Source organism: Streptomyces sp. GL_141 (assembly GCF_057834385.1).
The window spans coordinates 5,488,891-5,502,836 of the sequence record NZ_CM174402.1; the positions used below are offsets into that span (position 1 = coordinate 5,488,891).

Consider the following 13,946-nt stretch of genomic DNA (forward strand, 5'->3'; position numbering starts at 1 on the left):
ACTGGGGTATGTTGCGCCCCGCATATGCCAGAGGTCGCGGTGGGGGTCTCGGCGGACGTTTCGGCCGGGCCCGCCCTCAGGCACCCTCGGGGGCGGTGCCGCGCAGCAGGGACTCGCCGAACTCGATCATCTTGCGGGCGTAGTCCTCGGTCCACTCCGCCTGCTCCGCGATCGCCGCCTCCGACAGCCGGTCGAACCGCCGGGGATCGGCGAGCTGCGCCGCCGCCACCGCCTGGAACTCCACCGCCCGTTCCTGGGCGGCACGGAAGGCGAGGGTCAGCTCCGTCGCCCGGGCCAGCAGCTCCCGCGGGTCGTCGATCGATTCGAGGTCGAAGAAGTGCTCCGGGTCCGTGACGGTCTCCGACGGCTCGAAGAGCAACTGCGCGGGCCGCAGCCTCCGCTCGGTCCGCTCGGGCTCTGCCATGCGTGTCCTCCTGCTGGACGTGGGAAAGGCGTGGGAAAAGACGTGGGCAAGGCTTTCGGGCCGAGGAGCCTCCGGGGTCGGAAAGCTTCCGGGCCACCGTCCATTGTCCAGCTTCGCGCAAGGGCGCCCGAGGGTCCCCGCGCATCGGCTAGAACGTACGTATGACCCATGGTGTGCACGAGGAGCTGGACAAGCTCTGCGACGAGGGCATCGATCAGGTGATCGACTGGCGCCGTCATCTGCACCGCAATCCGGAGCTGCCGAACCGCGAGGCCGCCACCGCGCGGCTCGTGGCGCGGGAGCTCGCCGGGTTCGGACTGGACGAGGTGCGGACCGGCATCGCCGGGCACGGGGTGGTCGGGGTGCTGCGCGGCGGCCTGCCCGGGGACCGGGTGGCGGCGCTGCGGGCCGACATGGACGCGCTGCCCGTCCCCGACCGGTGCGGCGCGGACTTCGCCGCCACCGGGCAGGCCTCGCACGCCTGCGGCCACGACTGCCACACCGCGATGCTCCTCGGAGCCGCGCGCGCACTGGCCGACGTACGGGTGCGGGAACGGCTGCCCGGGACCGTGCTGTTCGTGTTCCAGCCCGCCGAGGAGGGCCCGCCGGTCGACGAGGAGGGCGGGGCGCGCCTGATGGTGGCCGAGGGGGCCTTCGCCGATCCGGTCCCCACGATGGCCTTCGGCATGCACGTCACCCCGCACCCCAAGGGCTGGGTGGGCTACAAGTCCGGCCCGATGTACGGGGCCTCCTGCCTGGTCCGCGTCACCGTCACCGGCAAGCAGGCGCACGCCTCCTCCCCCTGGTACGGCATCGACCCGATGCCCGCCGTCGGGGCGCTGCTGACCGGGATCGGCCAGCTCTACCGGCAGGTGCCGGCCTTCTCCCCGGTCACGGTCTCCATCGGCCACATCGAGGACGTCGGCCGGTACAACGTCATCGGTGAAACGGTCACCCTGTGGGGCACGATCCGCTGCGCCGAGGAGCGGGACATGCCCGAGGTCAAACGCCGGCTGACCGTGCTGGCCGAGCACACCGCCGAGGCCTACGGGGCCTCCGCGACCGTCGAGCTGCTCCAGGACGTGCCCGCCGTGAGCAACGACGCGGCCTGGGTCGAGGCCGCGCTGCCCACGATGCGCCGGGTCGCTGGCGCGGACCGGGTGGTGGAGGTCGGCGGCACGCTCGGCTACGACGACGTCTCCGAACTCATCACCCGCTTCGGCGGGCTGTACGTGATGCTCGGCGTCCAGGACACCGCCCTGGACCCGGCGAGCGGCGAACCGGTGCCCGTCCCCGGCGGCCGGGGCCTGGTGGGCAACCACCATCCCGGCTTCTACGCCGACGACGACACCCTGATCACGGGCGTACGGCTGCACGCGCACGCCGCGTACGACCACCTGACGGGAGCACTGGTCACGCGCTGACCGGCGTCCTCGCCAGGGCGGCGAGCTCGTCCAGCACGACCGCGAGCTCGCCCGCGAGGCCCTCCGGGGCCCGGAAACCGTCGGCCGTGACCAGCGCCGTGATGCCCGGGACGCCCACCGAGGCCTCGGTGGGCACCATGCCGACGGCCTCCAGCACCGGCCGGAGCATCCGCACCCGCCTCGGCGTCGAACGCAAGACCCGCCGAGCCGCCGAGCCGCTGATCCGCAGACCCGGGCTACGGCCGCCAGACCACCCGGTGTTCGGCCAGGTGGGCCAGGACCGAGTGGTTGGCCTCCCAGCCGTCCGGGAACTTCATCGTCACGCCCAACTGCACCGGTTCCGAGGACGGGTGGGCGTCCAGGAGCTCCGCTATCCCCGCCCGGGCCACCACCACGCAGGCGTGCCGGTGCCGGGAGGCCAGGACGCACAGCCGGCCCGTCTCCAGATGGAAGGCGGTCGCGTCCGGGCGGCCCGACAGGGGGTGCAGGACCACCGTGAGGTCGTACTCGCGCCCCTGGAGCCGGTTGGCCGTGTCCACGGTGACCCCCGTGACCCCGAGCGCGCACAGCGCCGCCCGGACCGCCGCCGCCTGGTCCCGGTGCGCGGTGCCCACCGCGATCCGGTCCGCCGTCAGCGGGGACGGGCCGCCCGCGTGCTCGTCCACCGTCACCGCACCCCGGTCCAGCGCCCGGCGCACCACCAGGGCCACCACCCGCACCGCCTCCGGGTCGGTGCGCGGAGTGTGCCGGGCCGGCAGTTCCAGCAGCCCCCACCCCGACTCGGCGGCCTCGTCCAGCACCCGGTCGGGGCCCGAGCCGTCGCCCGCGACCCCGTAGGACATCCGCCGCTCGCCCGGACCCGTACCGCTGCGGAACTGCGTGTACGGGTAGAAGGCGCGGGAGACCAGTGGCGCGGCCGAAGCCGGCAGCCGCCAGGACACCGGCAGCCGGTGCTGCGGCAGGTCCGGGTTGTGCGCCAACAGGGTGGACACCGCCGACGCCGAAGGATCGTAGGACAGGCCCGCCCACTGCTCGGCCCCGACCACGCTGAACGGGTCCAGCTGCCCCGGGTCGCCCACGAACAGCGCCCGGTCGAACAGCCCGGCCACGGCCAGCAGCGCGTCCGAACGCATCTGGTACGCCTCGTCCACGATGGCGTGCTCCCAGGGCTCCACGTCCTTGACCCAGGCCCACTTGGCCGCCGTCGAGATCGTCACCGGCAGCCCCGCGAGGTCCCCCGGCTTCGCCGAGAGGACCACCGAGTCCAGGTCGCGCAGCGCAGGATCGTAGGCGTCGCCCTCGCTGCTGTGCAGCCGGCCCACCTTCAGCTCGGGATCCTTCGCGTGCAGCCGCAGCACCAGGTCGTCGACCTGCGCATTGGTCTGCGCGACCACCATCAGCCGGCGCCCGGCCGCCGCCAGGTCCCGGGCCGCCCGCACCACCAGGGTGGACTTCCCGGCCCCCGGCGGGGAGTCGACGACCACGCCCCGGGCCCCGCCGTGCAGGGTGTCGCGCAGGATGGCGTCGGTGGCCCGGTCGGCGGCCGCGCCCGGATCGAAGGCGGTGCTCGCGGTGCTCACAGGAGGTCCTCGGCGGTCACGGGATCGGGCAGCGGCAGCGCGGGGGCGCCGCCGGTCAGGTGCGCGGGCGGACCGCCGTGGGTCCACGGGGTCTGCTCCGGGTCCGGCAGCTTCGGGCCGCCGCGCGCATCGTGCTCGAAGAGCGTCCAGCACACCCGGTCGCCCTTCTCCGGCACCGAGCCCGGCTCCGGGTCCTTGCCGCGGCCCATCTTGTCGAGGACGCGCAGCACGAGCCGGCCGTCCTCCTCCCGGCGCACGAACTGCGCGCTCTGCGGGCGCCCGTCCAGCGAGCGGTAGACCTTTGGACCGCCGGCGCCGCCGCCGCCGTCCTGCGCGAGCTGCGGCCGGTCCTCCGTGGCCACCCACACCAGCGGGCGCGGGCTCGGCCGCTTCGACTCCGTCCACTCCATGACCACTTCGGTGACCTCACCGGCGAAGGCCTCGCCCGAGAGCCGCCGGCCCGCCATCACCAGCAGGTCGTCCAGTGCCTCCTGGGCGTCGAGCCGCACCTGCTCGGTCTCCCGCGCCGCGAGCTTGCGCGCGGCCGTCACCGCGTCGTCGCGGCGCGGCTGCGGGCCCTCGCCCGCCCGGACCCGGTCCCGGTGGCCGGTGTACGACCAGCGGTCACCGGTCCAGCGGTCCTCGGCCCGCTCGCCCTCCGGCAGTTCGCGCATCAGGTCCACCGCCTGCCAGACGGCCCACCAGGTGCTCCGCATCTGGTCCACGACCAGCCGCCGGACCTCCCGCTCGGCGAACCGCGGACCGTCGGCGTCCCGGGGGCCGGTCATGCGCGCCGCGTCGAACTTCGCGATCGCCGGGGCCAGCAGCTTGTTGTCGAAGGCCGGATCGGTGGCCGGACCGGCCGGCGGGAGCAGCAACTGGCCGTGCTCGTCCCGGCCGAGTTCGGCCCGCAGCGCCTGCTCGGCGCCGGAGGTCCCCTCGTGCGGGTCGATCCACGCCAGCAGCGCCTGCAGGTGCTGGTCCTCCAGGTTGCTCTGGCCGGTCGCCCAGTGCCGGGACAGCAGGTCCGTCGCCGACAGCAGCATCGAGGAACCGGGCACCCGGGAGCGCTCGGCGAAGTGGGTGAACCAGCGGCCCAGCAGGGGGACCTGCGCGGGGACCGGATACGGGTTCTCGGGGTCCTCCTCGGCGGTCCGCCGGAACCGCATGGACCGCCCCAGCAGCCGTACGTACTCGATGCCCGCGCGGCTCGGCACGATCAGCTGCGGAGCGTCCAGGCACAGCTCGGCCTCCACCTTGACCCGCTTGCCCGTCTCCGGGTCGGTCTCGGTGCGCTCCACCGGCTCGACGGCGTCCGCGTAGCCGTCGATGTACGGCATCAGGTTCCGGGCGAGCTCGGCCAGGAACTCCCACCGCATGTCCCGGTCGCGCGGCTGCGGCACGACCAGGATCCCGGGGTGCTGCGGATCGGTGCCGAACATCGCGCCCAGCGGGGCCCCGGCCTCGCCCGCCGTCGTCAGCGGTACGAGGACCAGCGGCCGCTCGCCGAGGTGCCGGTGCCGTACGGTCGCCAGCGGCTGGGCCCGCCCGGCGCGGACGGCCTCCAGCCGGGCCAGGGTGTTCAGCAGGGACATTCGACGACCTTCGGGCGGATGCGGGCGGGGGCTTGCTCCAGCGCCTCGGCGCGCAACCGGGCGGCGTACCGCAGGGCGGCCGCGGTGGGGTCGTCGAAGGCGACGCCGGGGCCCGGGCCGGTGCCGTCGGTGCCGTCCGGGCCGGGTGTGCCGGGGGTGCCGGTGCCGTCCGGGGCGCCGCACCCCGCGGCCGCCGCGAGGGCGGCCTCGATCGTGGTCAGCCCGCCCAGTTCGCCCCGTACGGAGCGGCCGAGCGCGGTCACCTCGTCGGCCGCGCGCGCCCGGTCCCGGCAGTGGAAGGCCAGCTCGCAGGCGGCCAGGCACTCGGGGGCGTAGGAGGCGGACACGGCCGACACGGCCTCGGTCAGCTCCTCGGCGGAGCACGCAGGATCGAAGGTGAGGCCCTCGGGCAGGGCCCCGGCCAGCTCCTCGACCCGGGTGAGCCGCTCCAGCTGGCGCCGGGTCACCGAGCGCTCGCGGCGGACGTCGACCGGGGCCGCGGTGGGCAGGTTGGAGAAGTCCTTGGGACAGACCAGCAGCACGGTGTGCCCGACCTCGGCGCCGGCCACCTTCGCGGCGGTCGTCTCCAGGGCCAGGACGTAGACGGCGGCCTGCCGGGCGGCGGCCCCCACCTTCGCGGCGTCGGCGGCCCCGTCGATCATCGGGAACGACTTGATCTCCACCACGGTCCAGCGCCCGTCGGGGTGCACGACGACCGCGTCCGGCTCCAGGTAGGCGGGGGAACCGGCCACCTCCAGCGCGAGCATCGGGTGGTCGAGCAGGGTCCAGGCCCCGGCGGCGGTCGCCTCGCGCAGCGCGAGAGCGGTGCGGGCGGCGCGGCCCTGGGGGCCGGCGGCGGTGAGGTCGGGGGTGAGGGCGTCCGGTCCGGGCGGGCCGGCCGCGCCGCCGGATCCCGCGCCGAGGTGCTCGTACACCAGCCGCAGGAGCTCGGCTCCGCCGTCTCCCTTGACCTTGGCCTCGAAGGAGTTGCCGCGCACTATGGCGAACTGCGACTGCCCGAAGGCCGCCGGGGAGCCGAGGGCCGCCGCGAGGACGGTCTTGTCCACGCCGGCGCCGTCGAGCAGGGCACGTCTGCCGCAGCCGGGGTTGGCGGCGAGGGCCGCCAGCGCACGGGCGTCGAGCGGGCGCGGTGCGACGGCGGGGCCGCGCAGGTCAGCGAGCCGTTGCCGCAGCGTCTTCGGGGGATTCGGGGGACCCGGGGAATTCGTCGGCTGCGCGGCCTGTGCGGCCCGCGTGTCCTGCCATGCCGCCGGCTGCGCCGTCGGCGCGGGGGACCGCGGCGGGGTCTGCGGCGGCTGACCGCTGGACGGGTAGGAGCTCACCCGCGGAAGTCTCCCATCCGCCACTGACAATCGTGGACTTACCGCGGAAACCGGCTGTTCGGGTGGTGTGCGGGGCGGACCGGGCGGTCCCGGTGATCCCTGCGGGCAGGGCGCGGGCCGCGAGGTAGCCGGCCCCCATCACGGCGGCCCCGGCCACGGCGTCGAGGAAGTAGTGGTTGGCCGTGCCCATCACCACGAGGGTGGTGACGGCCGGGTACGCGGCGCCGAGCGCCCGGACCAGCGGCCGGCGCGCGCAGCTCCACAGCACGATCCCGCACCACAGCGCCCAGCCCACGTGCAGGCTGGGCATGGCCGCGAACTGGTTGGTGAAGGAGCCGAGCCCGCGCGGGGCACTGGCCTCCCCGCCCCACCAGCCGTAGGCGCTGTAGTGGGCCATCGTGTCGGTGAACCCGTACGAGGCGTCGAGCAGCCGGGGCGGACAGGTGGGCACCAGGGCGAAGCCGACGAGCCCGAGGAGGGTGGAGACCATCAGCCAGGTGCGGGCGAATCGATACTGCTGGGGGCGGGACCGGTAGAGCCAGACCAGGACCGCGGGGGTGACGAGGTAGTGCAGGGAGGCGTAGACGAAGTCGGCGGGTATGCCGAGCACCGCCTGCCCGGTGAAGAGCCGGTTGAGCGGCCGCTCCAGGTCGAGGGCCAGGAGCTCCTCCAGGCGCAGGATCGCGAGCCCGTGCTCCACCGCCAGCCCGACGTCGCCCCGGGCGAGGAGTCTGCCACCCGAGTACGCCGCGTAGACGAGCCCGAGGAGCAGCAGTTCGGCCCACCATCGCGGAGGCTGCCGCCTATTAGTCATACGGCGTATGACGTGCGTGAAGAGACAAGGGTTGCGTGGCGTTCACCTGATGGATGATGGAGCGGCGACGGAACCCCCGCAAAGCAGTGCGAATGGTCGGGCCGTCGATGCTCCACCCGTCTCACCCGCCCCGCCCATCTCACCCCTCGACCGGGAGAACTCATATGGCCCCCCGCATCCTCTTGGCCCGCCACGGCCAGACGGCGTGGTCCCAGCTCGGCAAGCACACCGGACGCACGGACGTGCCCCTGCTGGAGGAGGGGAAGCGCGGCGCCAAACTGCTCGGCGAGCGCCTCGCCCGCGACCCGTGGGCGAGCCTGCGCGGGCTGGAGGTGCGCACCAGCCCCCTGGTCCGGGCGAGCGAGAGCTGCGACCTGGCCGGCTTCGGCATCCAGGCGGAGCCGTGGGACGCGCTGATGGAGTGGGACTACGGCGACTACGAGGGCATGACCCCGGCCGAGATCCAGGCGATCCGGCCCGGCTGGCTGATCTGGCGCGACGGGGTCCCGGGCGGCGAGTCCGTCGCGGACGTCTCGGCCCGCGCCGACGAGGTCGTCACCTGGGCCCGCTCGGCCGAACGCGACGTCCTCGTCTTCGCGCACGGCCACATCCTGCGCACCCTGGCCGCGCGCTGGCTCGGCTTCGACGCCTCCTTCGGCGCCCGCATCCGGCTGGAGCCGACCTCCCTGTCGGTCCTGGGCTGGGCGTACGGGGCCCCCGCGCTGGAACGCTGGAACGACACGGGGCACCTGGAGTAAGCCAGGAGCGGGTCCGGGGCGGAGCCCCAGGGGCTCGTGCGCAGCGCGCCGCCCCCCTGGCCGCCCCGCCCCGGAGGGTCAGGCCGACGTGTGCCGGGCGAGGAACGAGCCCACGCGGGGCGAGCGCTGGTGCGGAACCAGGGTGCGGGCCGTCGCCGCCAGCATCGACTGGATCCGGGTCGACTGGACCTCCTCCAGCAGCTCCAGCACCCGGCCGCCCGCCCAGGCGGCCTCGTCGGGGGCGCCCGCGTGGGCCAGGTTGTCGGCCAGCTCCGCGGTGTAGAGGGCGACGTTGCGGGCGAAGTGCGGGTCCTGGAGGTCCGCCGCCCGGCGGGCGTGCCGGGCGGCCCGGGCGTGCTCGCCGAGCGCGGCCCAGCAGCGGGACTCCAGGGACTCCAGCTCGGCCTCGCCGAAGAAGGACATCCACTCGGGGTCCGCCCCCGCCTCACCGCGGGAGAAATCCGTGTGCGCCCGGGTCAGCGCCTCCTCGCAGGCCTTGCGGTCGGACAGTCCCGCCCAGCCGCCGGCCTCCCGCAGGGCGAGCAGCGAGAGCAGCCGCGGGGAACCGAGCGAACGGGCGGCGCGGCGGCCCGCCTGGGCCGCCCGTACCGATTCGCGGGGGCGCCCGCAGTCCCGGGCGAGGAACGCCATGTTGCTGAAGGCGTGCGCCTCCAGGCCGGCGTCCCCGGAGACCCGGGCCGTGGCCAGCGCCTCCGCGTAGTGCGAGCGGGCGTCGTCGAACCGGCCCGAGTCGTGCGCGAGCCAGCCCACCGAGATGGCCAGTTCTCCCGCGCCCGCGTGCAGCCGGTCCTCGGTGGACTGCCGGGTCGCCCCCGCGTCGAGCAACGCGTAGGCGGTGCGCAGGGGTTCGGCGGCCCGCCGGTACAGGGCATCGGCGCCGTGCCGGTCGTCCAGCAGCCGGATCTGGCGCACGGCGTCCTCGACGGCGGCCGCCTCGGACTCGCCGGCGCGGGAGGGGATCCGGCGGGTGTCGCCGAGCAGGGTGAGGCTGAGGGTCGCGGCCGCCACGGTCGCGGAGCCCCCCGCCATGAACGCGCGACGCAGCACGTCGCTCTCCTTGGAACGCGAAGGGGCAGGGGAGCCGGTGGGGTGGGGGCGTTTGGCGAAGGCGGAGAAGGGTGCGGCCTGTTCGCGCTGCGCCAGCCGGCCCCGTACCGTTTCGCGCGGGGAGAAGCCCAGGTCGGCCAGGGTGCGGCCGGGGAACATGTGGAGGAAGACGCGCTCGTAGGCGTAGTTGGGGCAGCGGATCTCGCCGGACTCGACCCGGCCGATGTAACGGGCGTCGCAGGAAACCGTTTCTCCGATTTCCTTCGCCGCCCTGCGCACCATCGCGGCGAACTCGGCCGGGGAGTGCTGACCGCGCAGCCGCCGGAAGGGGGTGTTGGGTGAGTGGGGGGACGCCGCCATGGACGTGGCCTCTCTGGGCAAGTGATTGCGCTGCCGGTGCCTGTGCGGTGAAGCGGTGGTGCCTGTGTGACGCGCTGCCCGGCGGGCACGAACGTACCGCCAGCGATGGACGGTTGACTCGGTGTTTGGCTACAAAACGGATATCTCACCCGCGATCCGCCATGAACTGCCATCCTTTGCAGCGTCTTGCCGCCGCACCTGTTGACGTTCCCGTGCGTTGAACCCATGCGGAGTGGGAGGAAGCCCGCCGGCTTCCGGGACCGCTCCCGCGATGCTCGTACGCGGATCGAGGAGGGGTTCCCTTGGTGGAGGGCGGCATGGAGAGTACGGATGTGAACACCGCGCCCGAGCCCGGAGCGGCCCTCCTCATGGGCGCCCCGGACCTGGTCACCGTGCCCACCCGGCAGGGGCTGGAAGCCGTCGACATCATCCAGCGGGCCGCCGGCCAGGCCAGTCGCGCGTGCGGCGTCGGCCCGGTCCTGCACGACGGCTCCGGCAGCACCCTCGGCTTCCTCGTCCCGCCCGGCACCGCCGACGCCTGGGACCTCCCGGGCAGCGCCTGTACGCACACCAACGGGCGCGGCATGCGCTTCGGCGACACCTCGCCCACCGCGGGCGACACCGGCTGGCTGCTGCCGCCGGACGCCGTCGGGCCGGTCACCGACCCGGAGGTGCTGCGGGCGGCGCTCGGCGAGGCGGCCCGGCTGATCGAGGCCGCCGACAACTGCCGCTAGGGCCTGCCGAGCGCCTATCGAGCGCCCATCAAGCGCCCATCGGGCCCTGACCAGCCATAATGAGGGCGTGGCGAGCAAGGGCAAGGGCAGTGACAAGCGGCGCGGGCGCGAGACCTCCGAGGCGCCGGCCGGGCCGGTGGACGGCGGGCACGCCGCGCTGGAGCCCGACCGGGAGCGGTCGCGCGCCTGGACCCTGCTGATCGACGGAGCCCCGCAGTCCCACGTGGACCTGGACGACCCCGGTCACCTCGACTTCTCCTACCAGCGCCGGATCGGCCACCTGATCGATCTCTTCGCCCCCGCACGCCAGCCGCTGAACGTGCTCCACCTCGGCGGCGGCGCCTTCACCCTCGCGCGCTACACGGCCGCCTCCCGCCCCCGCTCGACGCAGCAGATCGTCGAGATCGACGCCGGGCTGGTGGCCTTCGTACGGGAACACCTGCCGCTGGACCCGCAGGCCCGGGTCCGGGTCCGCGCGGTCGACGCCCGGGCCGGGCTGGCGAAGATCCCGGACGGCTGGGCCGACCTGGTGATCGCCGACGTGTTCAGCGGGGCCCGCACCCCGGCGCACCTGACGAGCGCCGAGTTCCTGGACGACGTACGCCGGGCCCTGGCGCCGGGCGGCTGGTACGTGGCGAACCTCGCGGACGGTCCGCCGCTCTCCCATCTGCGGGGCCAGATCGCCACGGCCGCGTCCCGGTTCGCGGAACTGGCGCTGGCCGCCGACCCCGTGGTGTGGCGGGGGAAACGCTTCGGCAACGCCGTGCTGGTGGCCGCCGACCGGGAGCTGCCGGTCGCGGAGTTCACCCGCCGGGTGGCGAGCGACCCGCACCCCGGCCGGGTCGAACACGGCCGCGCCCTCATCGACTTCGCGGGCGGCGCCGTCCCGGTCTCGGACGCCTCGGCGGTGGCCTCGCCGCAGCCCCCGCCGTCGGTCTTCCGCTGACCCGCGGCTACTCCCGGGCAGCCGCCGCCAGCTCCCGCAGGCGCCGCTTGTCCGGCTTGCCGCGGTCCGTCAGCGGGAGCGCCGGCAGCCAGAACACCGCCGCCGGCCGCTGCCCCGGCGCCAGCTCCGCCGCCACCAGCGCGCACGCCCCGTCCGCCGCCTCGTCCGTCGGGGCGTGCCCCGGGGCCGCGACGAGGAAGGCGCACACCGCCTCCCCGGTCAGCGGGTCCGTCCGCCCGACGACGGCCGCCCGGGCCACGGCGGGGTGCCGGGTCAGGGCCGTCTCGATCGGGCCGCAGTAGATGTTCGCCCCGTGCACCATGACCACGTCCTTGACCCGGTCGTCGAGGTACAGGTACCCGTCGGCGTCGAAATGCCCGACGTCCCCCGTGCGCAGCCAGCCGTCGTGCAGCACCTCGGAGGTCAGGGCGGGCTGGTTGCGGTAGCCGGCCATGACCATGGGGGACCGCACCCACACCTCACCGGTGGCCCCGGGCGCCGCTTCCCGCACCTCGACCTCCACCCCGGGCGCCGGGCGGCCGACGGAGCCGAGCAGGTGGGGGCGGTCGGCGGCCGCCGCGTCGTGGTCGGCCGGGGAGAGCCGACTGAGCACCCCGGCCTCGTTCATCCCGTAGCCCTGGGTCCAGCGCACCCCCGGACCCCACCGGGTCAGCGCCCGCCGCAGCCGCTCGGGGTGCACGGGGGAGTCGCCGTAGGAGACCCGTACCAGGCCGGGCACGCCGTCGGCGGTCTCCGGGTCGTCGAGCAGCCGGTACAGCATGGAGGGCGTCAGGTACGTGGCCGCGGGCCCGAGCCGCCGGCAGGCCTCGGCGAACTCCCGGGTGCCGAAGGGGTGCAGGATCTCGGAGCGGCCGCCGACCCGCAGCTGCTCCAGGCACCGGCCGCCGGAGCGCTGGGAGAGCGAGTCGGTCGACACGAAGGTGAGCGGGGCGGAGTCCGGGGAGCCCGGGGCGTCGGTGCGGGTGGCCGTACGGGCCGCCATCGCGGCGAAGGTCGAGGCCACCCCCTTCGGCCGGCCCGTCGTACCGCCCGTGTAGGTCACCCGGGCCACGTCCTCGCCGCGCGCCGCCACCTCGACGGGCAGTGCCTTGCGGGCGGAGGCCGACTCCAGCAGGGCGGCCAGGCCGATGCGGGCGCCCGGGCCCGGCGGCACCGGGGTGTCGTGGACCACCAGGGCGGGCGCGCAGTCCCGTAGCAGGTGGTCGAGTCCGTGGGTGGTGGGGCCGACGCACACGTGGGTCAGCCGGGCCCCCAGCACGTGCGCGGCCAGCCGCACGAGCAGGGTCTCGGGCGGATTCCCCGCCGATACGCAGGCCAGCCCGGAGCCGCGCCGGATCCCCAGCTCGGCCAGGGCGCCCGCCAGCCGGTACGTCCAGGCGAGCACCTCGGAGTAGGTCAGGACCCAGGGCCCCGACCCGAAGGCGGGCCGGTCCGCGTACCGCTCGCAGGCGTCGATCAGGTCGGTGACGTACCGCGCGCCGGTGCTCATGGCGCCACGGTATCCGGCGGGCCCGAGCCGGGGCACGGGCCCTACGGGTCGGCCGATGGATCGGCCGGCTAGGGGTCGACGGTCTCCACCAGCGGCGGGTGGTCGTGCCAGGTGCAGAACACCGACACCTCCCGGCCGTCACGGGTGAAGGTGACGCGGATCCAGGACGGCTGCTTCCAGACCTGCATCCGCCAGCCGGCCAGCGGGGTCGCCGACACCAGCTCGGCGGAGGCGGCGCCGAGATCGAAGACGACGCGGCCGCCCGAGACGCTGTACGCCTTCACGTTCGCGCTCGGGGTCCCCTGCCGCTGCGAACGCGGGGTGGGCGTCGCGGAGGGCTTGGCCGAGGGGGAAGGGGAAGGGGACGGAGAGGCCGGCGCGGTGGACGCGGAGGGGGAGGGGGACGGCGACGGCGAGGGCGTCGGATCCGGCGGCTGCGCCCGGTGGGTGGAGGAGGAGAGGGGCTGCGTGGCCAGCGGCACCGCGAGCGGCGGATCGTAGGCGGTACCGGACATGACCGAGTGCACGCCCCACCACGACAGCGTCACCGCCGCCCCGGTCGCCAGGGTCCACGCCCCCGCATGGCCGACTGCTCTACCGACAAGTCCTCTTCGCATCGGGGGACATACTGCACCACCCGCCCCAGACCCGGCCCGCCACCCCTCGGGGTCCCCCGGATGGGCTACGGTGCGGGCCATGGCAAGTGTGCTCGTGGTCGAGGACGACCAGTTCGTACGTTCCGCCCTCATCCGGCACCTGACCGAGGCCTCGCACACCGTGCGCAGCGTCGGCACCGCTCTGGAGGCGCTGCGCGAGGTCGCCCACAACCGTTTCGACGTGGTGATCCTCGACCTCGGACTGCCCGACCTGGACGGGGCCGAGGCGCTCAAGATGCTGCGCGGGATCACCGACGTGCCCGTCATCATCGCGACCGCCCGCGACGACGAGGCGGAGATCGTCCGGCTGCTCAACGACGGCGCCGACGACTACCTGACCAAACCCTTCTCCGTGGAACACCTCTCCGCCCGGATGGCCGCCGTCCTGCGCCGTGCCCGTTCCGCCGCCGGGGCCGAGCCGCCCTCCCGGGTGCTGCGCGTCGGCGGTCTCGCGATCGACCCGCTGCGCCGGCAGGCCGAGCTGGACGGGGCCGTACTGGACCTCACGCGCCGGGAGTTCGACCTGCTGGCCTTCCTGGCCGGGCGGCCGGGCGTGGTCGTGGCCCGCCGGGAGCTGCTCGCCGAGGTCTGGCAGCAGTCGTACGGCGACGACCAGACCATCGACGTCCACCTGTCGTGGCTGCGCCGCAAGCTCGGCGAGACCGCCGCCAGTCCGCGCTACCTGCACACGCTGCGGGGGGTCGGGGTCAAGCTGGAGCCGCCGCGGTGATCCG

At 74.9% G+C, this 13,946-nt stretch carries 13 protein-coding genes and 1 pseudogene; 5 read left to right on the forward strand and 9 right to left on the reverse strand.

What is annotated here, in order from left to right:
- Positions 1–76 precede the first annotated feature (76 nt).
- Positions 77–424: a hypothetical protein gene (locus AC3IX6_RS24380; RefSeq protein ID WP_489364590.1), complete on the reverse strand. Its 348-nt coding sequence runs from the start codon at positions 422–424 to the stop codon at positions 77–79.
- Between the two features lie 161 nt (positions 425–585).
- Between AC3IX6_RS24380 and AC3IX6_RS24385 the strand changes: the two genes are divergently transcribed.
- The gene (locus AC3IX6_RS24385; RefSeq protein WP_489364592.1) at positions 586–1,848 is read left to right on the forward strand and encodes a M20 metallopeptidase family protein; all 1,263 of its coding nucleotides are present in this window, start codon (positions 586–588) and stop codon (positions 1,846–1,848) included.
- On the opposite strand, the gene AC3IX6_RS24390 is transcribed toward AC3IX6_RS24385, so the two are convergent.
- The 5 genes and pseudogenes from AC3IX6_RS24390 to AC3IX6_RS24410 all read right to left on the reverse strand — a co-directional run.
- Complete coding sequence (locus tag AC3IX6_RS24390) at positions 1,838–2,017, reverse strand: hypothetical protein (RefSeq protein WP_489364594.1); 180 nt, start codon at positions 2,015–2,017, stop codon at positions 1,838–1,840. The genes AC3IX6_RS24385 and AC3IX6_RS24390 overlap by 11 nt on opposite strands.
- 67 nt (positions 2,018–2,084) lie before the next feature.
- Positions 2,085–3,428 carry an AAA domain-containing protein gene (locus tag AC3IX6_RS24395; protein ID WP_489364596.1) on the reverse strand — a complete coding sequence of 448 codons (1,344 nt, stop codon included), beginning with the start codon at positions 3,426–3,428 and terminating at the stop codon, positions 2,085–2,087.
- The gene (locus AC3IX6_RS24400; protein WP_489364598.1) at positions 3,425–5,023 is read right to left on the reverse strand and encodes a hypothetical protein; all 1,599 of its coding nucleotides are present in this window, start codon (positions 5,021–5,023) and stop codon (positions 3,425–3,427) included. The genes AC3IX6_RS24395 and AC3IX6_RS24400 overlap by 4 nt, the downstream gene beginning before the upstream one ends.
- Positions 5,011–6,366 (reverse strand): hypothetical protein, encoded by a 1,356-nt coding sequence (locus AC3IX6_RS24405; RefSeq protein ID WP_489364600.1) that lies wholly within the window; start codon positions 6,364–6,366, stop codon positions 5,011–5,013. The genes AC3IX6_RS24400 and AC3IX6_RS24405 overlap by 13 nt, the downstream gene beginning before the upstream one ends.
- A gap of 181 nt (positions 6,367–6,547) precedes the next feature.
- Positions 6,548–7,180, reverse strand: a pseudogene (locus AC3IX6_RS24410) (phosphatase PAP2 family protein); the annotation flags it as partial.
- Between the two features lie 164 nt (positions 7,181–7,344).
- Here AC3IX6_RS24410 and AC3IX6_RS24415 point away from each other — a divergent pair.
- Positions 7,345–7,938, forward strand: a complete 594-nt coding sequence (locus tag AC3IX6_RS24415; RefSeq protein ID WP_266877800.1) for a histidine phosphatase family protein — start codon at positions 7,345–7,347, stop codon at positions 7,936–7,938.
- Between the two features lie 78 nt (positions 7,939–8,016).
- On the opposite strand, the gene AC3IX6_RS24420 is transcribed toward AC3IX6_RS24415, so the two are convergent.
- Positions 8,017–9,366 (reverse strand): NsdA family TPR-like regulatory protein, encoded by a 1,350-nt coding sequence (locus AC3IX6_RS24420; protein WP_489364602.1) that lies wholly within the window; start codon positions 9,364–9,366, stop codon positions 8,017–8,019.
- Between the two features lie 317 nt (positions 9,367–9,683).
- Between AC3IX6_RS24420 and AC3IX6_RS24425 the strand changes: the two genes are divergently transcribed.
- Entirely contained in the window at positions 9,684–10,100 is a 417-nt protein-coding gene (locus AC3IX6_RS24425) for a hypothetical protein (protein ID WP_489364604.1), read from the forward strand.
- 67 nt (positions 10,101–10,167) lie between these two features.
- Positions 10,168–11,046 (forward strand): spermidine synthase, encoded by an 879-nt coding sequence (locus AC3IX6_RS24430; protein WP_489364606.1) that lies wholly within the window; start codon positions 10,168–10,170, stop codon positions 11,044–11,046.
- Positions 11,047–11,053: 7 nt separating this feature from the next.
- On the opposite strand, the gene AC3IX6_RS24435 is transcribed toward AC3IX6_RS24430, so the two are convergent.
- Entirely contained in the window at positions 11,054–12,556 is a 1,503-nt protein-coding gene (locus tag AC3IX6_RS24435) for a class I adenylate-forming enzyme family protein (RefSeq protein WP_489364608.1), read from the reverse strand.
- Between the two features lie 68 nt (positions 12,557–12,624).
- The gene (locus tag AC3IX6_RS24440; RefSeq protein WP_489364610.1) at positions 12,625–13,173 is read right to left on the reverse strand and encodes a hypothetical protein; all 549 of its coding nucleotides are present in this window, start codon (positions 13,171–13,173) and stop codon (positions 12,625–12,627) included.
- A 79-nt stretch (positions 13,174–13,252) separates the two neighbouring features.
- Here AC3IX6_RS24440 and AC3IX6_RS24445 point away from each other — a divergent pair, with 79 nt between their 5' ends.
- A complete protein-coding gene (locus tag AC3IX6_RS24445) occupies positions 13,253–13,942 on the forward strand; it encodes a response regulator transcription factor (protein WP_489364612.1) in 690 nt (229 codons plus the stop codon).
- Positions 13,943–13,946: the final 4 nt, after the last annotated feature.